We start from the raw sequence: 24,898 nt of genomic DNA on the forward strand, positions 1-24,898 counted from the left end.
ATTTTTAGTTTGTTTATTCAATTTCTAATACAGTATTTGATTTGGTGCCTTTTGAATAAGTAAAGGTTATTAAATCTCCCACATTGTATTTAATAATATCTATGAGATCAACTACTTCAACATCGAATATTTCATCACTGGAATCCAATAAAATATAGTAATGGGAATTTCCTTCAATAACACCTTCAGCTATTTTCCTAATACGGCCTGTGACCTTGGATAAATTTGTAACGTTCTTTATAGTGAAGCCGTTGGATTGCAGTAATTCGTCATATATTTTTTCGCACTGGCTGACAGAATCTCCAATGGCTACAATATTATATTGCTCAATATTTACCATAGCATATTTTTTAACTAAGCCGGCTGCATCTTTTAAAGCTATAAAATAGGTAGGTTCTCCGCCAGTATTAAGGAGTAACGGGAAAGTTGCTCTATATCCTAAGTGTTGTACCTGGCCTTCCGCAGAGGCCATTGCAGAGTATTCTTCTGCACCGGCAATGGAATAGTAACGAGTTTCTGCAGTTCTTTGATTCATCAATACAAAACCTACATTGGATTCATCCCTGCCAACGGAAGTGACACCGGTATATACCCATACATCGTCTTCCAAGGCAAGGTAATTATAACCGTCTGTAGTCTGTAATGCGTCCCTTTGACCAAATACTGAATTGAAGAAACCGTGCCTTAATGTACCATAGTAATCATATAGCTGGATTAAAAGTTCTGCTGAGTAGACCCGGTCAATCCATTTTGGTGTATCTTCAACTTTATAAGAAACATGTTCTCCGGTTATTGCATTGACAACCACAACACTGCCAACCATTTGTCCCCCAAATAAGCCAATAGTATAATCTTTTGCAGGGCAAATCCAATAAGGAGTGCCTTCGTCATCAATTTCAAAATTAATGGTATCAAAGATATAAGTAGGATAATTAAATCTTAAATGACGGTATATATTTCTCCCAAAATGCTCGGATTCTGAATATCGGATACCTTTTTGTAATTTAACCGGTACAACTTCCTGTGAGGTCATATCTATTCTTAAGTAAGCCGGAATACCTTTATTACGATTCGTTAACCATTTTATCAAGCCCCCATATTTTAACGGAGTTACTCGAACTGGCTTACCCTGATAGTTAATCTGAGTATAGTTGTCTGCAACTTCAAACTGTGATACATATTCCACCATGCTTCCCATTTTTCTTGAGCCAAGTAAGGAGGCAGAATCTTTATCAAGAATAGGAATTTCATCATAAGAAATTTCTTTAATATCTTCATTAAAGTCTCTTTCCGTAATGGTAAGTAAACTTTGATATTTATTTGCATTTATAATAGCAGAAGATAAAATACTTCCAATAATAAATAAGGCGATGATAATGCCGGTTATACTTAAAGATATTTTAAAATAATTGTTTTTAAAAAATACAGGACCTGGAATTCGATGCCCATTTTTATCTATATTTGCAGTAGCAAAACCAATAACAATGGAAAGTATCAGCAGCCCCCCGATAATGAAGAACCAAAAACCTGGTGAATGGATGTTAATTGGCGGCAATGCAATATAGTAATAAATAAATACAATGAATATTAAAACTAATACCGCAATTAATCGTTTTATAAATTTTTTCATAGAAACCTCGCTTCCGGCGCTTTAGCGCCATTTGTACATGCAATCAAAGGACAAACTTATTTGACGGGCGGTTATTTGGGTGGAATGTCCATTTTTTGACTATTTATAAGATATATCATAACAAAATAAATGGTAAAGTCAATTAGAATAAGATTAGAAATATTTAAAATTTATAAAAGAATGAAATTAAGGTTCCATTTTAAAAAGAAAACTGTTAAAATGTCTTTGGGCATGCGAGCATGTTAATTTTGATAAATTGTTAAGTTATTTATTTTTGGAGGATTATATGAATATATTATTTATATCACTAGGTTGTGATAAAAATTTAGTAGATAGCGAAGTAATGCTTGGTCTTATTCGCGAGAAAGGCATTACAATCACTAATGATGAAGATCAGGCAGATATTATTATTGTTAACACCTGCTGTTTTATAAATGATGCAAAGGAAGAGAGTATTAATACCATCCTTGAAATGGCCGAATATAAAAAAAGCGGAAGATTAAAAGGGCTAATTGTAACCGGATGTATGGCCCAGAGATACAAAGAAGATATTCAGAATGAGATACCGGAAGTGGATGCAATTGTTGGTACTACCAGTTATGATGAAATCGGGAATGTTATCGATGCAGTATTAGAAGGTAAAAAGGCAGTGGCTGTAAAAGATAACAATAGTTCCTTACAGGTAAAAACCAACAGAGTGAATACGACGGGTGGATATTTTTCCTACCTAAAGATTGCAGAAGGCTGTGATAAACATTGTACTTACTGTATTATTCCTAAGATTCGCGGAAACTATAGAAGTGTACCTATGGAAATTCTGTTAGAAGAGGCTGCAAAACTTGCCGAAAACGGAGTAAAAGAACTGATATTGGTAGCACAGGAAACCACTTTATATGGTAAAGATTTATATGGAGAGAAGTCTCTTCCAAAACTTTTAAGAGAATTATGTAAAATTGAAGGAATTGAATGGATTCGTATTCTGTATTGCTATCCGGAAGAAATTACAGATGAGCTGATTCAGGTAATAAAGGAAGAAGATAAAGTCTGTAGCTATTTAGATATGCCGATACAGCATGCTTCCGATAATATCTTAAAAAGAATGGGAAGAAGAACCAACAAAGAAGAGCTGGTTAATATTATTAGTAAGTTAAGAAAAGAAATACCGGATATTGCACTTAGAACTACTTTGATTACAGGTTTCCCGGGGGAAACAGATGAAGAACATAATGAATTAAAGGATTTTGTAAATGAAATGAAGTTTGATCGTTTAGGCGTATTTACTTATTCTAAAGAAGAAGAAACACCGGCAGCTAAAATGAAGCACCAGATTCGCAGACATATTAAAAAGCGCCGTCAGGCTGAAATTATGGAATTGCAACAGGGAATCGCATTTACAAAAGCAAAAGATATGATAAGTCAAAAACTAAAGGTTATGATTGAAGGTAAATTACCTGCTGAAGAATATGCAGACAAAACACAGCTTTCCGAGGAAGAAGTAATGTCCATGGGAAATGTTTATATAGGAAGAACTTATAAAGATGCACCAAATGTAGATGGTTATATTTTTGTTCCAACTCGTGCTGAATTAATGTCAGGAGAATTTGTTGAAGTACTGGTTACGGATGCAAACGGTTATGATTTAATAGGAGAACTAATTTAGTTAATGACAATGAAAGAATACACAAAAGAAAATAAAATAGTTGATCTTTGAAAGGAAGGTTTGTCATGAATTTACCAAATAAAATAACCATATTACGAGTTTTTATGATTCCAATATTTTTAATATTTTTTCTGGTTCCTGGTATACCTTACGGAAAATTGATTGCTGCAATTATATTTATTACAGCAAGTCTAACTGACTTTATTGATGGATATATAGCAAGAAAGTATCATTTAGTCACAAACTTTGGTAAATTTGCAGATCCGTTGGCAGATAAACTTTTAGTAAGTGCAGCTTTGATTTGTTTTGTACAATTACAGCTAGTACCCGCATGGATTATAATAGTTATTATATCCAGAGAATTTATCATTAGTGGGTTCCGCCTGGTTGCTTCTGATAACGGAGTTGTGATTGCGGCAAGTTATTGGGGAAAATTTAAAACCACCTCTCAGATGATTATGTGTATTCTTTTAATCATTAACCTGGATAACCCGTTCTTTAATGTGTTAGAGTTGATATTTACTTATTTGGCATTGGCTCTTACGGTTATTTCCTTGGTGGATTATTTATATAAGAATAGGAAAGTACTTTCAGAAAATAAGTAAATATAAAACGAAGGTGATTAATCATGATTGCAGAACTAATAAGTGTAGGCACAGAGATCTTACTTGGAAATATTGTAAATACCAATGCCAACTACTTAGCAAGAAAATGCGCTGAGTTAGGTATTACAAATTACTATCAGGTATCTGTGGGAGATAATGAAGAACGTTTAACAGATGTTATTAAGACAGCATTATCACGTTCCCAGATTCTGATTTTTACAGGGGGTCTTGGGCCCACAAAAGATGATTTAACAAAAGAAGTTACAGCAAAAGTTTTAAACAAAAAATTAATAGAAGATTCTCATACCAAAGAGAGGATAAGAGAATACTTCACCAGAAAAAAAGGCCTGGAGATTACGGAGAACAATTGGAAGCAAGCCTTAATAATAGAAGGTTCTACTGTTGTAGATAATCACAATGGAACAGCACCGGGCCTTATTGTAAAGACAGAAGAAGAAAAAATTATTATTTTGTTACCGGGTCCCCCCAATGAATTGCACCCAATGTTTGAGGAAGCTATATTCCCGTATTTAAATAAACTTCAACCAGGAGTTCTGTATTCAGAAATGGTGAAAATATGTGGTATCGGAGAAAGTAAAGCAGAGACAATGATACAGGATTTAATTGCTCATCAGACCAATCCTACCATAGCACCTTATGCCAAAACCGGAGAAGTGCATTTAAGAATTACGGCAAGTGCTTCTGATATGACAGAAGGGAAAGCTTTGGTAAAACCAGTTGTAGAAGAACTCCAAAAGCGTTTTTCCACACATATTTACACCAACAAAGAAGAAGAAAATCTGGAAGATGTGGTAGTAAACCTGCTGGCAAAACATAAGCTGACCATTTCCACAGCAGAATCCTGCACAGGAGGACTTTTAACCGGAAGATTAGTTAATGTAGCAGGTGCATCGGAAGTCCTTGGGGAAGGCTTTATTACGTATTCTAATGAAGCGAAAGAAAAATATTTGAAGGTAAGTCACAAAACTTTAGAAAAATACGGGGCGGTAAGTAAAGAAACTGCTGCTGAAATGGCAAGTGGTGCATGCGAGAATATATCAGGCTATGACGGCTATACTGTTGACGTTAATGACGGAGACGATAATAACACTGGCAGAAAAACATCTTTAGCAATTACAGGTATTGCAGGACCAGGAGGCGGCACGGAAGAAAAACCGGTTGGAACCGTCTACATTGGCTGTATGGTAAATGGACATGTTAGAGTGAAAAAATATCAATTCAAAGGTAACAGGCAAAAAGTTAGAGAATATTCTGTTATTAATGGACTGGATTTATTAAGGACTTCCATAATTGAAGAATTCGAATAAACTCAAATTAGCGTATTTCAGATCAATCAAATAATTAAGATATGATGTTGACCATAAAATATCAAGGTTTTAACATAGAAATGACAAAGTTAAAGCATAATATTTTATTGTAGAGGTGTAGGTTAATAAATTGTACCCCAAATTGTATTTACCTATATAAAGTATAAATAATAATAAGAAGTCATGTTTAAATATATTGATATGCTAATGATGATACTGAAATATAATTCTTTTTAAAAGAAATATATTTAGTGCTCTTAAGCTAATTGAACTTAAGTAAGGAGCGAAGTTTATGAAAAAGAACTCAATTATGAAAGTAGGTATAATTTTATCTATATCTTGTATGTTATTCATAACCGCCTGTTCTTCCAACGCTGACAAATCTAATGAAAGTACACCAAACACACAAGTAGATACTGTAGAAGGGAAGACAACAGAAGAAGATACATCCAAAACGTTAAGTGATGATCCGGTTGAATACAAAGAAGCGGAAGCTTCCGGAGAAAAGGAAATCGTCGCACCGGTGGCCAATAAAGAAATTCCTATCTATACTTTTAATGATATCAGCCTTGAAATCGAGCCTGCAATCGCATTAGTACCGGAAGAAACTGAATTGACTCCTGAATTGGTAGTGAATATGGTAGTGGATTCCTTTGCAGATCGTTCTATTACCGTGGGAATTGATAAAATTCTCATAGAAGAAGATACGGTTGTTGTAAGTTTTCTTTCTGATCAGGCACCACTGGTAAATGTGGGATCCTCTCTGGAAACAACTATTTTGGATGCCATTGCCCAAAGTATCATTGAAAATTTTCCTGAATATCCAAAAGTAATTTACCGGGTGGAAGGGAAAAGCTATGAATCAGGCCATTATAAATTTAAAGTAAATGAAGTATATCTGGATGGAAACACCTCCAAATAATATAGACTTTATGTCATTTAATATGGATTATAGTATTTTTCTAATTTAGATTATGAATAAAAACAATAAGAATTTTGACTTTTACTATATACATATTATTGAGGTCAAAATTCTTTCTTGTATCATGAATTTAAGATGTTTTATAATAGCCTGGGAAATTAAAGATAAATAATCTACAAAGATAAAATATATGGAAATACCATATGAGAAAAGAGGATATATGCTAGAGGCGTTTTCAAGAAAAAAAGTAATTGTGGTAGGTGGAGGAGCTGCTGGTATGATAGCGGCGATTATTGCTGCCCGGAATAATCATGAAGTAATCTTATTGGAGAAGAACAATAAGTTAGGTAAAAAATTATATATTACCGGAAAAGGCAGATGTAATATTACAAATGCCTGCGATACTGAAGAATTATTTCATAACGTAGTTACAAATTCCAAATTTCTCTATGGTGCTTTTTATACATTTAGTAATTATGATCTGATTGCATTCTTTGAAGAGCTGGGATTAAGGACTAAAATTGAAAGAGGTAATCGTGTTTTTCCCGAATCTGATAAATCTTCCGATGTTATTTCTGCATTATCCAGAGAATTAAACCGCTTACATGTAGATATTCGCTTTGAGCAGGAAGTAGACCACATACTAATAGAAAACAATGCCTTTAAAGGTGTAGTTATAAAGAATAATTCCGATATATTATGTGGAGATAAAATCATAATTGCTACAGGAGGGCTTTCGTATAAAACAACTGGCTCTACCGGAGACGGATATGAATTTGCAAAGTCTATGGGCCATACCATAACAAAATGTAATCCATCTTTAGTTCCTATGAATATAAAAGAGATAGAAGCAATAAAAGAACTGCAGGGTTTATCATTAAAAAACATCGAAATACAAATTACTTCAAAAAAGAAACAGATATATAAAGACTTTGGAGAGCTGCTATTTACTCATTTTGGAGTCAGCGGGCCCGTTATATTAAGTGCCAGCAGCTATTGTATTCCCTATATGGAGAATAAAGATTTGACTCTTTCCATAGATTTAAAACCGGCACTTACCCTGGAACAATTAGATGACAGGGTTTTAAGAGATTTTGGAGAATTTAATAACAGACAATTTAAGAATGCGTTAGATAAACTATTGCCACATAAACTGATTCCAGTTATAATAGCATTAAGTTTTATTGATCCAGAAAAAAAAGTTAATTTGATTACTAAAGATGAAAGAATCAGACTTGTTAACTTATTAAAAGGTCTTACTTTCCATATAACCACCTTGCGTGAATATAATGAAGCGGTTATAACAAGAGGCGGTATAAAAGTAAAAGAAATCAATCCATCCACTATGGAATCCAAATTGGTTTCCAATGTGTTTTTTGCAGGAGAAGTACTTGATTTAGATGCGCTAACCGGTGGCTTTAATCTTCAAATTGCCTGGTCAACCGGATATATTGCAGGAAACGCAGTGTAAATTGGATTGAATTATCATAAAATAAATTTATGACCAATTTGGTTTTACAAAATAAAGGCAGATAGGACAAGTAGAATGATAAATAAAAATATAGCTATTGACGGACCTGCAGGTGCAGGAAAAAGCACTATAGCAAAAAGTATAGCAAAGAAACTTCAAATTGTATACGTAGATACAGGTGCCATGTATCGGGCAGTGGCGTTGTATTTTATAAGACATAATATAAATACCGAAAGTCAGGAAGAGATAAAAAAAGCTTGTGATTCTCTTGAAATTACTATTGATTACAAGAATAAGGATCAACAGGTTATTTTAAATAATGAAAATGTAACAAATCTTCTTCGAAAGGAAGAAGTAGGAAAAATGGCATCTTCTGTGGCAAAACATTATGAAGTTAGAAAAAAAATGGTGGAGTTACAGCAAAATTTAGCCAAAATCAGAACGGTTATTATGGATGGAAGAGACATTGGAACAGTTGTACTTCCCGATGCTGGATTAAAGATATATTTAACAGCCGATTCCGGAGAAAGGGCCAAAAGACGTCAGAATGAACTGAGACTAAAAGGTATTCCTTGTAATATAGATGAAATTGAACAAGATATTATAGCCAGGGACAAACAAGATATGAACAGGGAGATATCTCCTCTTTGTCAGGCTGAAGATGCGGTGCTGGTTGATTCCTCCCATATGAACATAGAAGAAGTGGTTGATACTATCATTGCTCTATACCGTGAAAGACTAGAAATAGGTTAAAGGTTGAAGTTCATTCAACCGGAGATTTGTGCTATCCGCAAAGTCTCCAGGCTTTGAAAGGAGCATGGTCATGAAAGTAACATTAGCAAAAACAGCAGGATTTTGTTTCGGTGTAAAACGAGCTGTTGATATGGTTTATAAAGAAGCTGAAAAGGGCAAAAAAGTCTATACTTTTGGACCGATTATTCATAACGAAGAAGTGGTGGATGATCTAGCTTCCAAAGGTGTGGAATTGATTCATACAATAGAAGAATTAAAAGGAATTACTGAGGGCACAATAATTATACGTTCCCACGGTGTATCAAGAGAAATCTATGATATCATTAAAGCGCAGGGGCTGAATTTAGTTGATGCCACTTGCCCTTATGTATTAAAAATCCATAGGGTTGTAAAAGAACACAGTGAATTAGGGCATTATATCGTAATCGTTGGAAATGATATCCACCCAGAAGTGGAAGGAATCAAGGGATGGTGTGAAAAAAATAACTATTCTGTAATAAAAAATGCCGACGAAATTGAGCATTTAAAAATACCGAAAGGAAAAACAGTATGTATTGTATCCCAGACGACATATAATTACAAGAAATTTCAAGATTTAGTTGAAATTATCTCTAAAAAGGGTTATGATATAATTGTTTTAAATACGATATGTAATGCTACTGAAGAACGTCAGACAGAAGTCAGACAGCTTGCAAAAGAGTCAGATGCCATGATTATCATTGGTGGCAAGCATAGTTCGAATACCCAAAAGCTTTACGAAATATCTAAATTAGAATGTGAAAATACTTACTATATACAGACACTTAGAGACCTGGATTTGGAGAAACTCCAATCTTTTCGTAGCGTAGGTATTACAGCAGGGGCATCCACCCCAAACAATATTATCAAGGAGGTTCATACCGCATGTCAGAAATGAGTTTTGAACAATTATTAGAGGAATCATTTAAAACAATACACAATGGAGAGGTAGTAGAGGGCACTGTAATACGTGTAAAAGAAGACGAAATCGTCTTAAATATAGGCTACAAAGCAGATGGTATTATTACTAGAAATGAATATACTAATACCCCTAACGTAGATTTAACTACACTTGTTCACGAAGGCGAAGTTATGCAAGCCAAAGTATTGAAAGTAAATGACGGCGAAGGACAAGTTCTTTTAACTTATAAAAGATTGGCCGCTGAAAAAGGAAACAAGAGATTAGAGGAAGCATTTAACAACAAAGAAGTATTAAAAGCGAAAGTTGCTGCAGTATTAGACGGAGGCTTAAGTGTAATTATTGATGAAGCCAGAATCTTTATTCCTGCAAGCTTAGTTTCCGATACTTATGAAAAGAATTTAGCAAAATATGCAGGACAAGAAATTGAGTTCGTAATCAGCGAATTTAACCCTAAGAGAAGAAGAATTATCGGCGATCGTAAGCAATTAATCGTTGAGAAGAAAAAAGCTATGCAAAAAGAATTATTCGAAAGAATCAGCGTAGGAATGACAGTAGAAGGCGTTGTAAAGAACGTTACTGATTTCGGTGTATTTATTGATTTAGGTGGCGCTGACGGTCTTCTTCATATATCAGAAATGTCTTGGGGCAGAGTAGATAATCCTAAAAAATTATTTAAAGTAGGAGATTCTGTAAAAGTTCTTATTAAAGATATCTCTGGTGAAAAAATTGCTCTAAGTCTTAAATTTGAGAATACCAATCCATGGTTAAAGGCTGCTGAGAATTATGCTGTTGGCACTGTTGTAACAGGAAGAGTTGCAAGAATGACTGACTTTGGTGCTTTTGTGGAATTGGAACCGGGTGTTGACGCATTACTTCATGTATCCCAGATTTCCAAAGAACATGTTGAAAAGCCATCTGATGTTTTAGCTATTGGAGAAGAAGTGACTGCACAGGTAGTTGACTTTAACTTAGAGGAAAAGAAGATCAGCTTAAGCATTAAAGCTTTACATGCAGCTGATGAAGCAACAGAGCAAAGAGAAGAGAATGTTGAAACTACTGAAGAATAGATAATATAAATACTAAAGAATATGTAAACACATGTTATAATTATGTGTTACATTAAATACATGTATTGAGAATGTGGAGGTTCTCTGTGACTGATAATTATGAGGCCTTTAAAGCGCAGATTTTAAGTTTAACTAAAATTGATTTACATGCATATAAAGAACGTCAAATGAAACGGAGAATTGATGCATTAATTGCCAAACATAAAATTGATTCTTATAACGTATATGTGGAAACCATTAAGAAAAATCCAGTAATGTACGAAGAATTTATTAATTATTTGACCATTAATGTATCAGAATTTTACCGTAATCCGGAACAGTGGAATCTATTAGAAAGAGAGATTTTACCTTACTTATTCAGTAAGTTTGGTAATCAGTTAAAGATATGGAGTGCGGCATGTTCTACAGGAGATGAACCATATTCCTTAGTCATGCTGTTATCTAAATTCATACCTCTTTCCCGGATCAAAATCATTGCAACTGATATTGATAAGCAGGTTCTGTCAAAAGCCAAATTAGGTCTTTATAATATAAAGAGTTTAAAAGGCATTCCGGATGAATTCTTATCAAAATATTTTCATGAAATCAATGATAAAACTTATCAGATTTCGGATAGTATAAAGCAATGTGTAGAATTTAAGCATCATAATTTGCTAAAAGATGAATATCCAAGCCATTGCGATTTGATTGTATGCAGAAATGTATTAATTTATTTTACAGAAGAAGCAAAAGATGATATTTATAAAAAATTTAATCAATCTCTAAAAAAAGATGGCATATTATTTGTGGGTAGTACAGAGCAAATTATTCAACCTCAAAACTTACAATTTATCACACATAAATCATTTTTCTATAGAAAAATGTAGATATTATCAAACCCGTAAGCATATAATGGAACTTAGCAATATAGTTCCAATGAATTTGTATTTATGCTCTATACGCACCTTTGAAAGATAATTAATCTTTCTGGGTGCATTTTTAGTTACGTGTAGCCAGAAGCATTAAATGATGCTATAAACTACAAATTGTATAATACAAAAGAAAAGGAGATAGTTATGGGAATTTTATATGAAGAATTTAATTTTAATCAGGTGATTTCTGATTTGAGTAAAGCCTGCCTTACTGAGGAGCAGTGCGGTAGTTGCGTAAAAAAAGACTGTATTATTGGATATGCCCAGCAATGCATAACAAAATGCCTGAAAGACGGAAGCACTTATGTAGAAGGTGGTAGTGAAAATATTCCTATATCCGATTTAAAGTTATATAATACCGAAGAATTAGAGCGTGGCATTGCTCATATCCTAAAACAATGTAAATCTTGTACCTATAATCATTTTGACAATTGTATTATAAATATTATACGTAATTGTTATGAAGTTGGATTAATGGGTGAAATTCAACCCTATGAAGGAAGTAATTTCCGCTATCTAAATCATGTACATAACACACATCCTGAAGTTGCAGATAACATTATTGAAGAGTTTCATAATTCAAACAATTAGATAAAGTCAAATATAAGGTGGCTGTTGGAAAACCAATGAACTGTAATTTTTTGTTTATTGGTTTACAACAGCCCGTATGATTTCCCTTTGATCCCTTATTATTTTTCCTGGATAATTTCATGTATCTTTACCGGTAATATATTTTAACAATTTAGTGTTGATTTTTATAATAATATCTAGTATATTGATGTATAGATACTGGCAGGGGGATATGAAGGAGAGTATACAGTATGTAAATATGCGCATTGTGCAGATGGGAGCCAACTATGAAGAGAATGGTAAGAGTTGCCGTTGACGCAATGGGTGGGGATAACGCACCCGGCGAAATTGTGAAAGGCACAGTTGAAGCAATCAACGAAAGAGAAGATATACAGGTAATACTGGTTGGTAAGGAAGAAGCAATCAATGCTGAATTAAGCAATTATACTTACGATAAAGAACGTTTATCAATTGTAAATGCCAATGAAGTAATTACCAATGAAGAAGCACCTGTAATGGCGATAAGACGTAAAAAAGAATCTTCTATTGTTGTTGCACTGAATCTTGTTAAAAACGGTGAAGCAGATGCATTTGTTTCTGCCGGAAGTACTGGCGCTGTTTTAGTAGGTGGGCAATTAATTATAGGTAGAATAAAAGGTGTAGAAAGACCACCGCTAGCACCACTGATTCCAACCATAAATGGAGTTTCTTTACTGGTAGACTGTGGTGCCAATGTTGATGCAAGAGCATCACATTTAGTACAATTTGCGAAAATGGGTTCTGTATATATGGAACATGTTGTTGGCATCAAAAATCCAAGAGTAGCGATTGTGAATATAGGTGCTGAAGAAGAAAAAGGAAATATGTTAGTAAAAGAAACATTTCCACTTCTTAAAAATTGTAATGATATTAATTTTATAGGAAGCATTGAGGCCAGGGATATTCCCCATGGTGGTGCAGACGTTATTGTCTGTGAGGCATTTGTGGGAAATGTAATTTTAAAGCTTTACGAAGGACTTGGAAGTGCATTAATGGGTAAAATTAAAACTGGACTAATGAGTACTACGAGAAGTAAAATAGGAGCATTACTTAGTAAACCTGCTTTAAAAGAGACTTTAAAGTCTTTTGACGCATCCGAATATGGCGGAGCACCGCTGCTTGGACTAAATGGACTTGTAGTAAAGACCCATGGTAGTTCAAAAAGTATTGAGATTAAGAATTCAATTATCCAATGTTTAACATTTGTAGAACAGGAAATTAATGAAAAAATAAGCATTTATATTCAAGAAAAAGAATAAAAGGTAAAAGATGAAAGGTGATTATTATGGAATTTGAAAAGTTAAAGAAAATTATTGGCGAAGTATTAAATGTGGAAGCAGATGAAATTACAATGGAAACAACTTTTGTTGATGATTTAGGTGCAGATTCTTTGGATATTTTCCAAATTATTATGGGTATTGAAGAAGAGTTTGACATTGAAATTGCCAATGAAGATGCTGAGAATATAGTAACAGTTGGTGATGCAGTAGAGGAAATTAAGAAAGCTTTAAATTAATTAAGTTTTATTTCGTATTCTATTGGATTGATTATCCGAAAAAAGAATTACTGAAAAAGTTCCTATGGTGTCATTCTGATTTAAATTTTGCTTGTTTTATTAATCTCAAATAGGTTAAAATACTATAGTAAAAAAACCAGTTTATTTGAGAACAAAGTTTTATAAGCAGAAATTTAAATTAGAATGACATTTTCTTAAGATTTTTTAATTGATCTATAATGATTAAAAAATATTAGAACATTTTGACTGGAGGTTAATAAATATGGTTGGTACAGATACATCTGGATTAACGCGTTTAAAAGCTTTTGAAGATATTATAGGTTATCATTTTAATGACCGAAAGTTGTTAAGACATGCTTTGACTCATAGTTCCTTTGCCAATGAGAAACGTTTAAATAAGTTGGATAATAATGAACGATTAGAGTTTCTTGGTGATGCTGTTCTTGAAGTGGTGTCTAGCGAATACATTTTCCGTAACAATCCTAAGATGCCGGAAGGTGATATGACTAAATTAAGAGCCAGATTGGTATGTGAACAAATGCTTGCCCAATGTGCTATTGATATTAGGATGGGAGATTTTATCCTTTTAGGCAAGGGAGAAGCAGCTACCGGTGGCAGAGAAAGACATTCTATACTATCGGATGCTTTGGAAGCAGTAATCGGTGCAATCTATTTAGACGGTGGTTTTACTAATGCAAAAGAGTTTATCAGCGAATTTATCTTAGCTGATGTAGAGAATAAACAACTCTTTTTCGATAGCAAGACTATCTTACAAGAAATTGTGCAAAGCAACTACAAAGGACAATTATCTTATGAATTAATAAAAGAGGAAGGGCCTGATCACAATAAAAACTTTACTGTGGCTGCACTAATGGATAATACCGAATTAGGTGTTGGAATTGGCAGAACCAAAAAAGCTGCGGAACAGGCAGCGGCTTATCAGTCCATTCTGAAGATGAGAGGACTAAAAAAATAAACGGGGGATTCATGAATGTATTTAAAAAGCATTGAAGTACATGGCTTTAAATCTTTTGCTAATAAAATTAACTTTGAATTTCATGATGGTATAACAGCAATTGTTGGACCTAACGGAAGTGGTAAAAGCAATGTAGGTGATGCTGTCCGCTGGGTTCTTGGTGAGCAAAGTGCAAAACAGCTCAGAGGTTCCAAAATGGAGGATGTTATTTTCTCCGGTACTGAAGCCAGAAAGCCAATGGGATACGCTTATGTAGCTATAACTTTAGATAATTCCGATCATAAACTCCCTATTGAATATGAAGAAGTAACTGTTGCAAGAAGAGTATACCGCTCCGGTGAAAGTGAATATCTAATTAATGGAGGTACCTGTAGACTTCGAGATGTGCAGGAACTATTTTTAGATACTGGTATTGGTAAGGAAGGCTATTCCATAATTGGTCAGGGACAGATAGATAAAATATTAAGCGGTAAACCGGAAGACAGACGTGAATTATTTGATGAAGCTGCCGGTATTGTTAAATTTAAGAAACGAAAAAATACTGCTGAGAAGAATTTAGAGGAAGAAAGACAAAACCTATGCAGAGTTAATGATATTTTATCTGAGATTGAAAAACAGATTGGACCATTAGAGGGACAATCTAAGGTGGCCAGAGAATATCTAAAATTAAGGGAAGAATTAAAAACCTTAGATGTTAATTTGTTTCTTATGGAACATGGCAATATGGGGGAATCCAAAGCCCAGATAGAAGAAAAACTGCAAATTGTAAAAGAGCATTTAACTTCTGCCACCCGCGGCTATGAGAACACCAAAGAAGAATATGAAAAGCTAGAACTAAAGATGGAAGCCTGCGACAGAGAGCTGGAGGAGAATAAGAACGCCTTTAACGAATGCAAATTAAACAAGGAAAAGCAGGAAGGTGCCATTAAAGTATTAAATGAACAAATTCTTGCTATAGAGCAAAATGATCTTCATTACCAATCCAGAATCGAAACAATTAATAAGGATATTAGTTCCAAAAAGTCAGAACAGGAAGGCTATATTAAAGAAAAAAGAGAAATAGATTTAAAAATAGATAACTTAGATGATAATCAGTCAGCGATTACGTCTGAATTAGAAAAAGTACGTGAAAATATAGCTGGTTTCACAAAACAAATTGAAGAATGTAATAGTGAAATATTTGAATTCTTAAGTGAAAACGCTACTATTAAGTCCAATCTGCAACGTTATGAAACTATTTTGGAACAAAATAATATTAAAAAAGTAGAATTAAATCAAAAGCTTTTAAAAAATAAAAGTGAAGAAGCTCTCATTGATATTGTCATTAAAGAACAAGAAGAGAATCTAAATCAAATTGTAACTGAAATCCACGATTTAAATACCAAGAACCAGCAAGTGGAATTCAATATAGTAGAGCTGCAGACAGAGATTGATCAATTGTCTGCTCAAGTTATTGAAAAACAACAAGAATACCACAAAGAGAAATCAAAACTGGAATCTTTAAAGAACCTGACCGAGCGTTATGAAGGCTATGGTAACAGCATTCGAAAGGTAATGGAGAGGAAAGATACCGTATCTGGCATTATTGGTGTTGTTGCAGATATTATTAAAGTAGACTCACAATATGAAACGGCTATTGAAATCGCTTTAGGCGGAAATATTCAGAATATTGTTACAGAAACAGAAGAAACTGCCAAAGGTCTTATTGATTATTTAAAGAAGAATAAATATGGACGTGCTACTTTCTTACCATTAACCAATATTGCCTATAAAGAATTGAATAATTCCGATAAGATTCTTAAGGAAGATGGGGTAATCGGTTATGCCAATACTTTGGTAGAAACGGATCCTAAATTCCGGGACTTGATGGGTTACTTACTTGGCAGAAATATTGTGGTTGATCATATAGATAATGCATTACGTCTGGCAAAGAAATATAACCAGACATTGCGTATTGTTACCCTGGAGGGAGAATTATTAAATCCAGGAGGCTCTTTATCCGGTGGTGCTTATAAGAATTCAAGTAATCTACTGAGCAGGCGCCGTGAAATAGAAGAATTGGAGAACAGGGTAGAAACCCTTTCTAAACTGGTTGTTCAATTAACTGAGGATAAGGAAGATAAGAAAAATCAAAGAAATTCCATAAGACAGCAAATAGAAGAGAATAAGATAAAACTGCAAGAACTTCATTTAAATCAAAATACCGTTAAAATGAATATGAATCAGGAAATTGCAAAAAAAGAAGAAGGTAAGGTCAGTTTTAATGAGTTTACCAATGAAATTCATGAAATTGAATTACAGTCTAAGGAATTACATGCAAATATTGATAAACTGAATGAAGACTTAAAAGACAATGTATTAAAAAGCAAAGAGAATGAGGGTAAAATCGAAGAGTTCAATGGCCTGCTGGAAAAGGAAAAACAAGAAGAACAAAACTTAAATGATAAAGCCTCATCTATTCGTATTGATTTTTCAGCATTGGAACAACGTAATCAGAATACTTTGGAACATATTAGACGTATTAAGCGGGAACTGGAAAGATTGTACGAAGAAGCTTCAGAATTAAATAAAGCAAAAGAGAATTCGGAAGTACAGATTCAGGAAAAGCTTGAAAATATTAAAAGCACTGAAAAAGATATTGAGCTATTACATCAAAGGACTTCATCCTTGGAAGAGAAAATCATAGAATTAAATGGTATGAAAGAGGAAATAACTAAGAATCATAAGGCTTTCATACAAAAGAGAGAAGAGTTGTCACAAGAGATGAACAACTTGGATAAAGAAGCTTATCGTCTATCCAATCAATTAGAAAAGTTGTTGGAACAAATGGATGAAAAGATTAATTATATGTGGGAAGAATATGAGCTTACCTATAGTTCTGCCTTGGTAATAAAGGATGATTCCATTACTAACTTGCCGCAAACCAAGAAAAATATATCTGAATTAAAAGGAAAAATTAAGAATCTTGGTGATGTTAATGTAAATGCCATTGAGGATTATAAGAACTTATCAGAACGGTATATCTTCTTAAAAACCCAAAGGGATGATATCCGAAAGGCAGAAGAAACTCTTGTGGAAATTATCAGGGAATTAGATGACGAAATGCGTAAGCAATTTGAAGAGAAATTCCGGGCAATTAGAATACAATTTGATTTGGTATTTAAACAATTATTTGGCGGTGGTAAAGCAACCTTGGAATTAACAGAAGATGATGATATCCTGGAAGCCGGAATTATTATTACTTCTCAGCCGCCGGGCAAGAAATTACAGAATATGCTTCAGTTATCCGGTGGTGAAAAAGCTTTAACAGCCATATCCTTATTATTTGCAATTCAGAACCTAAAGCCTTCTCCATTCTGTCTGTTGGATGAAATTGAAGCTGCTTTAGATGATGCCAATGTGAAACGATTTGCAGAATATTTACATAAATTAACAGAACATACACAATTTATTGTTATTACTCATAGAAGAGGCACTATGTCCGCAGCAGATATTCTATATGGTATTACCATGCAGGAAAAAGGTGTATCCACCCTGGTATCTGTTAATTTAATAGAAAATGAATTAGATAAGTAAAGTTAAGGAGTGAATTCATGGGAGAAAAGAAAGGTTTTTTCGGCCGATTGGTGGCTGGACTTTCCAAAACAAGAGACAATATTGTAGCAGGTATTGATTCGATTTTTAATGGATTTTCAAGTATTGATGAAGATTTTTACGAAGAATTGGAAGAAATCTTAATTATGGCTGATTTGGGTATTAATACAACAACCTCAATTATCAATAATTTAAAATCTAAAGTAAAAGAATTAAAGATCAAAGAACCAAAAGAGTGTAAAGAATTATTAATTCAAAGTATCAAAGAGCAGATGGAAGTGAAAGAAACTGCTTATGAATTTGAAAACCGTAAATCCATTGTAATGTTAATTGGTGTTAACGGTGTTGGCAAAACAACCTCCGTTGGTAAATTAGCGGGCCAATTAAAAGAACAAGGTATAAAGGTTTTAGTTGCTGCCGCAGATACTTTCCGTGCCGCTGCTATTGAACAGTTAACAGAATGGTCCAACCGAGCCGGAGTAGAAATTATTGCACAGCAGGAAGGTTCTGATCCTGCGGCAGTTATTTACGACGCAATTATGGCTGCAAAAGCCCGTAATGCGGATGTATTAATTTGCGATACGGCAGGAAGACTTCATAATAAGAAAAATTTAATGGAAGAGCTTAAGAAAATTGACCGTGTTATTACCAGGGAATATCCGGATGCCTATCGTGAAACCTTGGTAGTATTAGATGGTACTACCGGACAAAATGCTCTGTCACAGGCAAAAGAGTTTAATGAAGTGGCCGAAATTACCGGTATTATATTAACAAAGCTGGATGGAACGGCAAAAGGAGGAATTGCCATTGCCATACAGTCTGAGCTGGGCATCCCTGTAAAATATATTGGAATAGGAGAACATATTGAGGACTTACAGAAATTTAACGCTGAAGACTTTGTAAATGCGTTATTTAACTAAAAGGAGACAAAGGCTATGATGACATTGGAAAAATTTGAGGAAGCTGCTGAATTAGTAAAAAAAGTTACCTTAAGAACAAAACTGGTTTATAGTGAATATTTTTCAGAACAATCAGGTAATGCAGTTTATTTAAAACCTGAGAATATGCAATATACCGGAGCATATAAAGTAAGAGGTGCATACTACAAGATAAGTACATTATCCCAGGAAGAGAGAGATAAAGGTTTAATCACTGCTTCCGCTGGTAATCATGCACAGGGAGTTGCCTATGCAGCTAAGTTATACAATGCAAAAGCTACGGTTGTTATGCCTACTACAACACCACTTATTAAAGTTAATAGAACAAAAGGTTATGGGGCTGACGTTATTTTATATGGTGATGTGTATGATGATGCTTATCAATATGCTATGCAATTAGGAGAAGAGAAAGGTTATACATTCATTCATCCTTTTAATGATGAAGTCCTGGCTACTGGTCAGGGAACCATTGCTATGGAAATCTTTAAGGAGCTTCCAACGGTAGATATCATCTTAGTGCCAATCGGAGGAGGCGGGTTGGCAGCCGGCGTTTCAACTTTGGCCAAGTTATTAAATCCTAATGTGAAAGTAATTGGTGTGGAACCTATGGGTGCCAATTGTATGCAGGAATCTCTAAAATCAGGGCATATTGTTACATTGCCTGGGGTAAATACCATAGCAGACGGTACTGCCGTTAAGACTCCCGGTTCAGCAATATTTCCTTACATTCAAAAGAATATAGATGATATTATAACGGTGGATGATCATGAACTAATTGTATCTTTCCTGGATATGATTGAAAATCATAAAATGCTTGTTGAAAATTCCGGGTTATTAACAGTAGGTGCATTAAAACAATTAAATTGTAAGAATAAGAAAGTTGTCTCTATCTTAAGCGGCGGCAACATGGACGTAATAACCGTATCCTCTGTTGTTCAGAACGGTTTAATTCTAAGAGGTCGTATATTTACAGTATCCGTACTTCTTCCGGACAGACCTGGTGAATTAGTAAATGTTACAAAGGTAGTAGCAGAAAATAAAGGAAATGTCATCCGATTAGATCATAATCAGTTTGTAAGTATTAACAGAAATAGCGCAGTAGAACTTACTATTACCATGGAAGCTTTCGGACATGAACATAAGGATACCATTGTAAAAGCCTTAATAGACAAAGGATATAATGCTAAGGTTGTTCCACCTAAGAATTTATACCTTTAGAATATACCAATTAAAAACAGAACGCCTGTTATCAAGGAAAAGAGTGAAGAGCCTCAGAATATACTGAGATTTTTCACTCTTTTTTAGGCTCTGTTTCAAGTATTGATGTGGTTTCTTTGGAACCAGACCGGACTTAGGTAGAAGAATATGGTAGTAATTCATTCGTATTTCCTGACAGCAATCGAACCCAGCCCTTTGGCAGTGGTGCAACCTGTGTCTACAATTACAGGGACTTGCTGATTCGTAATGATACAAATCAGCCTTGCCAATTAAAAGTGTGGCTTACAGATTCAGATCTTTGTGGTTCCATTAGAGTCAATAACCGGCCTGGAGAATTCTATGAAGTCTATGAAAAAGAGCATTATATGAAGAAAGAGCTATTTGGAAAATATAGCAGACATAATGTTATATCTAGAAAAGTATACGATATACATAATAAAGAGATTGCAGATGAATATGTAACAGAAAATCATGCGTTAATGATGTATGAACCATTTCTGGAGGATAGACAGGAACAAATTTAAGAGGTATATGAAAGGAGCTTCAATGATTACCATATTTAACAGAAAAGAATTAGCAATAACTTATTCTATGGAAAAGCAGGTAAGTATAAGGGAAATACTTAAATCTGAAAAAATAGAGTATCGTTTAAGAGTTAAAGGTCAAGATAGCAGAATGAGAGGAAATATCGCAATTATCGGTCAGGATATGAACCATGCATATGAATATATTTTCTATGTTCATAAAAAGGATTACGAATATGCTAAACTTTGTATAAAATGAAATTCATAATAGATGTAAATCTATTATGGATTACATTTTTAATATATTGATTTCCTATTAATTAGATTAATAAAACCCTTGCTGCCAAAGTACTTTTGGAATTCATTTGAATTTGAATTCTTTGAATTCTTTTTAATTTTTTTCAGAACAAGCTATTTACAACATAATATTATTTTGGTATAATATCCTTATTCTTACATTCATTCTAATTTCTAAGAATCTTTTTTTCAACGTTTTACTATCTGGTTATAATTTCCTTTTAAATTTTAATTATAAGGATTAGAAGATTATTCTATAGGGAATAGAATATAATTTTTTAAATTCTTGTCAGAGGGGGTGGTCTTGTCTAATATGTTTCGGGCATATTTTTCTATATGCGTGCTAGTTGGTATTCAAAATTTAGGACGAAATAAAGTTTGTATATTGACAAAAAGATTAGAATAGGCTATTATAATAACAAGAACATTAGTTCGTGAACGAAAAGGAGAATGAGTATGATAAAGGAAGATAAAGCGAAAGCATTGGAATCTGCATTAGCACAGATAGAGAAGCAGTATGGAAAAGGTTCGGTTATGAAATTAGGAGATACCGCAGCTCACATGAATATTGAGACTATTCCAACCGGCTCTCTTAGCTTAGATATTGCACTGGGACTTGGCGGTGTTCCCAAGGGAAGAATTATTGAAATTTATGGGCCTGAATCAAGTGGTAAAACCACTGTTGCATTACATATGGTAGCTGAAGTTCAAAAGAGTGGAGGAATCGCAGGATTTATAGACGCAGAACATGCTCTTGATCCTGCTTATGCGAAAAACATAGGTGTTGATATTGATAATTTATATATTTCACAGCCGGATAACGGGGAACAAGCTTTAGAGATTACAGAAACTATGGTACGTTCCGGTGCAGTTGATATTGTTATTGTTGACTCTGTAGCCGCATTGGTTCCCAAAGCAGAAATTGATGGGGATATGGGTGACTCCCATGTGGGTTTACAAGCGAGATTAATGTCTCAGGCACTTAGAAAATTAACGGCTGTAATAAGCAAGTCCAATTGTATTGTTGTATTTATCAATCAGCTTCGTGAAAAAGTTGGTGTAATGTTTGGTAATCCGGAGACAACTACCGGCGGTAGAGCACTTAAGTTCTATTCTTCCATTCGTTTGGATGTTAGGAGAATAGAATCCTTAAAACAAGGCGGAGAGATTATAGGTAACAGAACAAGAGTTAAAGTAGTTAAGAATAAGATTGCCCCTCCTTTCAAAGAGGCAGAATTCGATATTATGTTTGGTCAGGGTATCTCCAGAGAAGGAGATGTGCTTGATCTGGCTGCCAATGAGAACATTATTATAAAGAGTGGAGCTTGGTATGCTTATAATGATGCTAAGATTGGCCAGGGTAGAGAAAATGCTAAGACATATTTAAAAGAAAATCCAGATATATTTGTAGAAGTTGAGAAGAAAGTACGTGAAAAATATAATATTTCTGCAGATAGTAACGAAGAACCTAAGAATGAAAAAGAAGCGAAAGCTGCGAAAGAAACTAAAGAATAATTAATAATAATACATTATTTATAATATCATAAACAGGGGCTGTTGCATGATTGCTGCTACATAATTGCAGTTGTATAATTGCAACGGCCCCTTTATTCTTTAAGGGAGACATTATGATTGTAACAAAGCTGGAAGGACTAACCAAGGGAAAAGTAAAAGTTTATATTGATGGGGAATATCATTTTTTATTGTATCTAGAAGACATTCGTGTTTACAAGTTACAGGAAGATGAACCGATTTCAGAAAAGGTTTACACGGAGATTATTGAGAATACAGTATTGCGGAGAGCAAAACAAAAAGCTATGGCAATTTTAAAATATATGGATAGAACCGAGCAGGAACTTAGACAAAAGTTAAAACAGGCTGATTATACGGAAACTATCATTGAATCTGCTATTGATTATGTAAAAAAGTTTCATTACCTTGATGATGAACGATATGCCATGAATTATATTCGATTTAAAAAGAATACGAAAAGCAAGCGGCAATTACAGACTGAGCTTTCACAAAAAGGTATTCGTAAAGAATACATAGAACTGGCTTTTGAGGAAGAGTATGATGACGAAGAGCTAGCAATTCAAAAAGCAGTAGCAAAGAAAACAACGGATATAGATTCCTTGTCCCAAGAGGAAAAGATGAAATTAGCTTCTTCTCTTTATCGAAAGGGCTTCAAAATGGATTTAATTCAAAAATATACTAAAATTTATAATTAAAAGAGTTTCATATAGGGCTTTCTATTTGTATTATAAGCATTGCATTATAACTTGCAAAGTGAGATGTTATCTTGCTTTGCAAGTTTTTGCATATATAAAGCTGCTAAAAAATTTTTAGCATTCAACAATTTTATTTTTGTTAAAATAGCTGATTTTGGTAGAAACCATTGGAATTTAATTGAAAAATCCATTTAAAAGATATATAATATAATTGGCATAAAATTTGGTTTTAGTTTTACAATATTGAGAAAATGGAGGCCGAATATGAATATTTCTACACAATTGTCAGCTAGGGATCGGATATCCGCTCTTTTTGACAACAACAGTTTTGTTGAAATAGGTGCTTTAGTTACAAGAAGAAGCACGGATTTTAACCTTTCACAGCAGGAATTACCTGCAGATGGCGTAATTACCGGTTATGGTGTTATTGATGGCAACTTGGTCTATGTTTATTGTCAGGATCAGAGCGTTCTTAATGGCACTATAGGTGAAATGCACGCCAAAAAGATATCCCATATTTATGATTTAGCACTTAAGGTTGGAGCACCAGTCGTTGGAATTATTGACTGTGCCGGTTTCAGGCTGCATGAAGCGACCGATGCATTACATGGTTTTGGAGAAATCTATTACAAGCAAACCATGGCATCAGGGGTTATTCCGCAAATTACTGCTATACTTGGTAATTGTGGAGGAGGCTTGTCAGTTTTGACTTCCTTAAGTGATTTTTCTTTTATATCCAATAGTAATGGTAAATTATTTATTAATTCACCAAATGTAATTGAAGGAAACTTTACAGAAAAATGTAATACAGCCGCTGCAAAATATCAGGCAGAAGCAGGTAATGTGGACTTTATATGTGATGATGATAATTTAGTATTAGAAAAGATTAGAGAACTAATAACCATTTTGCCGTCCAATAATGAAGATGATGCTTCTTATGATGAATGTACCGATGATTTAAACAGACTGGTGCCTAATTTCGTAGCAGAAATAAAAGATACCAGACTTGCATTACAAGATATTTCTGACAACAGCTACTTTCTTGAAGTAAAAGCAGATTATGCAAAAGATATGGTTACAGGATTTATACGATTAAATGGTATGACCATTGGCGCCATTGCGAATAGAACAGAAATAATTGGTGAAGATGGTAAAGTCGGAGAAACCTTTGACAATAATTTAACAACCTCAAGCTGCAACAAAGCAGAGAAATTTGTTAAGATATGTGATGCTTATAGTATTCCCATTTTAACACTAACCAATATCTCAGGTTACAAAGCTTCTATGGGGGAAGAAAAAACCATAGGAACTGCAGCGGCAAAATTAACCTATGCATTTGCAAATGCTACAGTACCTAAAGTAAATGTTATAATAGGTAAAGCTTATGGAACTGCTTACATAACAATGAATTCAAAACATATAGGTGCAGATATTGTTTTTGCTATAGACGATGCGCAAATCGGAATGATGGATGCAAAATTAGCTGCTAATATTATGTATGCTGATACCAAAGACGCTTCATTAATAGAAGAAAAAGCAGCAGAATATGCTTCTTTGCAAGGAAGTGCAGAAGCGGCAGCAAGACGGGGTTATGTTGATAGCATAATACCGGCGGAATCTACGAGAAAACATTTGATTTACGCTTATGAAATGTTATTTACAAAGCGGGAAGGCCGACCTAACAAAAAACATGGTACCATATAGAGTAAAT

At 34.1% G+C, this 24,898-nt stretch carries 21 protein-coding genes and 1 pseudogene; 21 read left to right on the plus strand and 1 reads right to left on the minus strand.

Features of this window, described 5'->3' with window-relative positions; genetic code table 11:
• Positions 1–13: 13 nt before the first annotated feature.
• On the minus strand, positions 14–1,630 hold the full coding sequence (locus RT261_RS09715; RefSeq protein WP_313132141.1) for a tripartite tricarboxylate transporter TctB family protein: 1,617 nt from the start codon (positions 1,628–1,630) through the stop codon (positions 14–16).
• A gap of 286 nt (positions 1,631–1,916) precedes the next feature.
• Between RT261_RS09715 and rimO the strand changes: the two genes are divergently transcribed.
• The 21 genes and pseudogenes from rimO to RT261_RS09820 all read left to right on the plus strand — a co-directional run bounded on the left by rimO (position 1,917) and on the right by RT261_RS09820 (position 24,891).
• Positions 1,917–3,290: a 30S ribosomal protein S12 methylthiotransferase RimO gene (gene rimO, locus RT261_RS09720; RefSeq protein ID WP_313132142.1), complete on the plus strand. Its 1,374-nt coding sequence runs from the start codon at positions 1,917–1,919 to the stop codon at positions 3,288–3,290.
• A 65-nt stretch (positions 3,291–3,355) separates the two neighbouring features.
• Positions 3,356–3,895 (plus strand): CDP-diacylglycerol--glycerol-3-phosphate 3-phosphatidyltransferase, encoded by a 540-nt coding sequence (gene pgsA / locus RT261_RS09725; protein WP_313132144.1) that lies wholly within the window; start codon positions 3,356–3,358, stop codon positions 3,893–3,895.
• A 23-nt stretch (positions 3,896–3,918) separates the two neighbouring features.
• Entirely contained in the window at positions 3,919–5,223 is a 1,305-nt protein-coding gene (locus RT261_RS09730) for a competence/damage-inducible protein A (RefSeq protein WP_313132146.1), read from the plus strand.
• Positions 5,224–5,515: 292 nt separating this feature from the next.
• A complete protein-coding gene (locus RT261_RS09735; protein WP_313132147.1) occupies positions 5,516–6,145 on the plus strand; it encodes a hypothetical protein in 630 nt (209 codons plus the stop codon).
• Positions 6,146–6,365: 220 nt separating this feature from the next.
• Positions 6,366–7,616, plus strand: a complete 1,251-nt coding sequence (locus tag RT261_RS09740; RefSeq protein WP_313132149.1) for an NAD(P)/FAD-dependent oxidoreductase — start codon at positions 6,366–6,368, stop codon at positions 7,614–7,616.
• A gap of 75 nt (positions 7,617–7,691) precedes the next feature.
• The gene (cmk, locus tag RT261_RS09745) at positions 7,692–8,369 is read left to right on the plus strand and encodes a (d)CMP kinase (protein WP_331665448.1); all 678 of its coding nucleotides are present in this window, start codon (positions 7,692–7,694) and stop codon (positions 8,367–8,369) included.
• Between the two features lie 70 nt (positions 8,370–8,439).
• Positions 8,440–9,285, plus strand: coding sequence for a 4-hydroxy-3-methylbut-2-enyl diphosphate reductase (gene ispH, locus RT261_RS09750; RefSeq protein WP_313132151.1), 846 nt, complete (start codon positions 8,440–8,442; stop codon positions 9,283–9,285).
• Positions 9,273–10,376 carry a 30S ribosomal protein S1 gene (gene rpsA, locus RT261_RS09755; RefSeq protein ID WP_313132152.1) on the plus strand — a complete coding sequence of 368 codons (1,104 nt, stop codon included), beginning with the start codon at positions 9,273–9,275 and terminating at the stop codon, positions 10,374–10,376. Before ispH ends, rpsA begins: the two co-directional genes overlap by 13 nt.
• 86 nt (positions 10,377–10,462) lie before the next feature.
• A complete protein-coding gene (locus tag RT261_RS09760; RefSeq protein ID WP_313132154.1) occupies positions 10,463–11,242 on the plus strand; it encodes a CheR family methyltransferase in 780 nt (259 codons plus the stop codon).
• A 189-nt stretch (positions 11,243–11,431) separates the two neighbouring features.
• Complete coding sequence (locus RT261_RS09765; protein ID WP_313132155.1) at positions 11,432–11,878, plus strand: hypothetical protein; 447 nt, start codon at positions 11,432–11,434, stop codon at positions 11,876–11,878.
• Between the two features lie 275 nt (positions 11,879–12,153).
• Positions 12,154–13,155, plus strand: a complete 1,002-nt coding sequence (gene plsX / locus RT261_RS09770) for a phosphate acyltransferase PlsX (RefSeq protein ID WP_313132288.1) — start codon at positions 12,154–12,156, stop codon at positions 13,153–13,155.
• A 26-nt stretch (positions 13,156–13,181) separates the two neighbouring features.
• Positions 13,182–13,412, plus strand: a complete 231-nt coding sequence (gene acpP / locus RT261_RS09775) for an acyl carrier protein (RefSeq protein WP_313132156.1) — start codon at positions 13,182–13,184, stop codon at positions 13,410–13,412.
• A 262-nt stretch (positions 13,413–13,674) separates the two neighbouring features.
• Positions 13,675–14,388, plus strand: coding sequence for a ribonuclease III (rnc, locus tag RT261_RS09780; protein WP_313132158.1), 714 nt, complete (start codon positions 13,675–13,677; stop codon positions 14,386–14,388).
• A gap of 15 nt (positions 14,389–14,403) precedes the next feature.
• Positions 14,404–17,964: a chromosome segregation protein SMC gene (gene smc, locus RT261_RS09785; RefSeq protein ID WP_313132159.1), complete on the plus strand. Its 3,561-nt coding sequence runs from the start codon at positions 14,404–14,406 to the stop codon at positions 17,962–17,964.
• 17 nt (positions 17,965–17,981) lie between these two features.
• A complete protein-coding gene (gene ftsY, locus RT261_RS09790) occupies positions 17,982–18,902 on the plus strand; it encodes a signal recognition particle-docking protein FtsY (RefSeq protein ID WP_313132160.1) in 921 nt (306 codons plus the stop codon).
• Positions 18,903–18,917: 15 nt separating this feature from the next.
• Entirely contained in the window at positions 18,918–20,138 is a 1,221-nt protein-coding gene (gene ilvA, locus RT261_RS09795; protein WP_313132162.1) for a threonine ammonia-lyase, read from the plus strand.
• 188 nt (positions 20,139–20,326) lie between these two features.
• Positions 20,327–20,662: pseudogene (locus RT261_RS09800) on the plus strand (hypothetical protein); the annotation flags it as partial.
• Between the two features lie 7 nt (positions 20,663–20,669).
• Positions 20,670–20,921, plus strand: coding sequence for a hypothetical protein (locus RT261_RS09805; RefSeq protein ID WP_313132164.1), 252 nt, complete (start codon positions 20,670–20,672; stop codon positions 20,919–20,921).
• A 494-nt stretch (positions 20,922–21,415) separates the two neighbouring features.
• Positions 21,416–22,474 carry a recombinase RecA gene (gene recA, locus RT261_RS09810; RefSeq protein WP_313132166.1) on the plus strand — a complete coding sequence of 353 codons (1,059 nt, stop codon included), beginning with the start codon at positions 21,416–21,418 and terminating at the stop codon, positions 22,472–22,474.
• Positions 22,475–22,587: 113 nt separating this feature from the next.
• A complete protein-coding gene (locus tag RT261_RS09815; RefSeq protein ID WP_313132167.1) occupies positions 22,588–23,187 on the plus strand; it encodes a regulatory protein RecX in 600 nt (199 codons plus the stop codon).
• Between the two features lie 264 nt (positions 23,188–23,451).
• A complete protein-coding gene (locus tag RT261_RS09820; protein ID WP_313132169.1) occupies positions 23,452–24,891 on the plus strand; it encodes an acyl-CoA carboxylase subunit beta in 1,440 nt (479 codons plus the stop codon).
• Positions 24,892–24,898: the final 7 nt, after the last annotated feature.

Source organism: Anaerocolumna sp. (genome assembly GCF_032079385.1).
In the GTDB taxonomy this organism is placed as follows: domain Bacteria; phylum Bacillota; class Clostridia; order Lachnospirales; family Lachnospiraceae; genus Anaerocolumna.

Coding starts and splice junctions, on each gene's coding strand:
- RT261_RS09715 (WP_313132141.1), bottom strand. CDS start 1,630: ATGAAAAAATTTATAAAACGATTAATTGCGGTATTAGTTTTAATATTC.
- rimO (WP_313132142.1), top strand. CDS start 1,917: ATGAATATATTATTTATATCACTAGGTTGTGATAAAAATTTAGTAGAT.
- pgsA (WP_313132144.1), top strand. CDS start 3,356: ATGAATTTACCAAATAAAATAACCATATTACGAGTTTTTATGATTCCA.
- RT261_RS09730 (WP_313132146.1), top strand. CDS start 3,919: ATGATTGCAGAACTAATAAGTGTAGGCACAGAGATCTTACTTGGAAAT.
- RT261_RS09735 (WP_313132147.1), top strand. CDS start 5,516: ATGAAAAAGAACTCAATTATGAAAGTAGGTATAATTTTATCTATATCT.
- RT261_RS09740 (WP_313132149.1), top strand. CDS start 6,366: ATGCTAGAGGCGTTTTCAAGAAAAAAAGTAATTGTGGTAGGTGGAGGA.
- cmk (WP_331665448.1), top strand. CDS start 7,692: ATGATAAATAAAAATATAGCTATTGACGGACCTGCAGGTGCAGGAAAA.
- ispH (WP_313132151.1), top strand. CDS start 8,440: ATGAAAGTAACATTAGCAAAAACAGCAGGATTTTGTTTCGGTGTAAAA.
- rpsA (WP_313132152.1), top strand. CDS start 9,273: ATGTCAGAAATGAGTTTTGAACAATTATTAGAGGAATCATTTAAAACA.
- RT261_RS09765 (WP_313132155.1), top strand. CDS start 11,432: ATGGGAATTTTATATGAAGAATTTAATTTTAATCAGGTGATTTCTGAT.
- plsX (WP_313132288.1), top strand. CDS start 12,154: ATGGTAAGAGTTGCCGTTGACGCAATGGGTGGGGATAACGCACCCGGC.
- acpP (WP_313132156.1), top strand. CDS start 13,182: ATGGAATTTGAAAAGTTAAAGAAAATTATTGGCGAAGTATTAAATGTG.
- rnc (WP_313132158.1), top strand. CDS start 13,675: ATGGTTGGTACAGATACATCTGGATTAACGCGTTTAAAAGCTTTTGAA.
- smc (WP_313132159.1), top strand. CDS start 14,404: ATGTATTTAAAAAGCATTGAAGTACATGGCTTTAAATCTTTTGCTAAT.
- ftsY (WP_313132160.1), top strand. CDS start 17,982: ATGGGAGAAAAGAAAGGTTTTTTCGGCCGATTGGTGGCTGGACTTTCC.
- ilvA (WP_313132162.1), top strand. CDS start 18,918: ATGATGACATTGGAAAAATTTGAGGAAGCTGCTGAATTAGTAAAAAAA.
- RT261_RS09805 (WP_313132164.1), top strand. CDS start 20,670: ATGAAAGGAGCTTCAATGATTACCATATTTAACAGAAAAGAATTAGCA.
- recA (WP_313132166.1), top strand. CDS start 21,416: ATGATAAAGGAAGATAAAGCGAAAGCATTGGAATCTGCATTAGCACAG.
- RT261_RS09815 (WP_313132167.1), top strand. CDS start 22,588: ATGATTGTAACAAAGCTGGAAGGACTAACCAAGGGAAAAGTAAAAGTT.
- RT261_RS09820 (WP_313132169.1), top strand. CDS start 23,452: ATGAATATTTCTACACAATTGTCAGCTAGGGATCGGATATCCGCTCTT.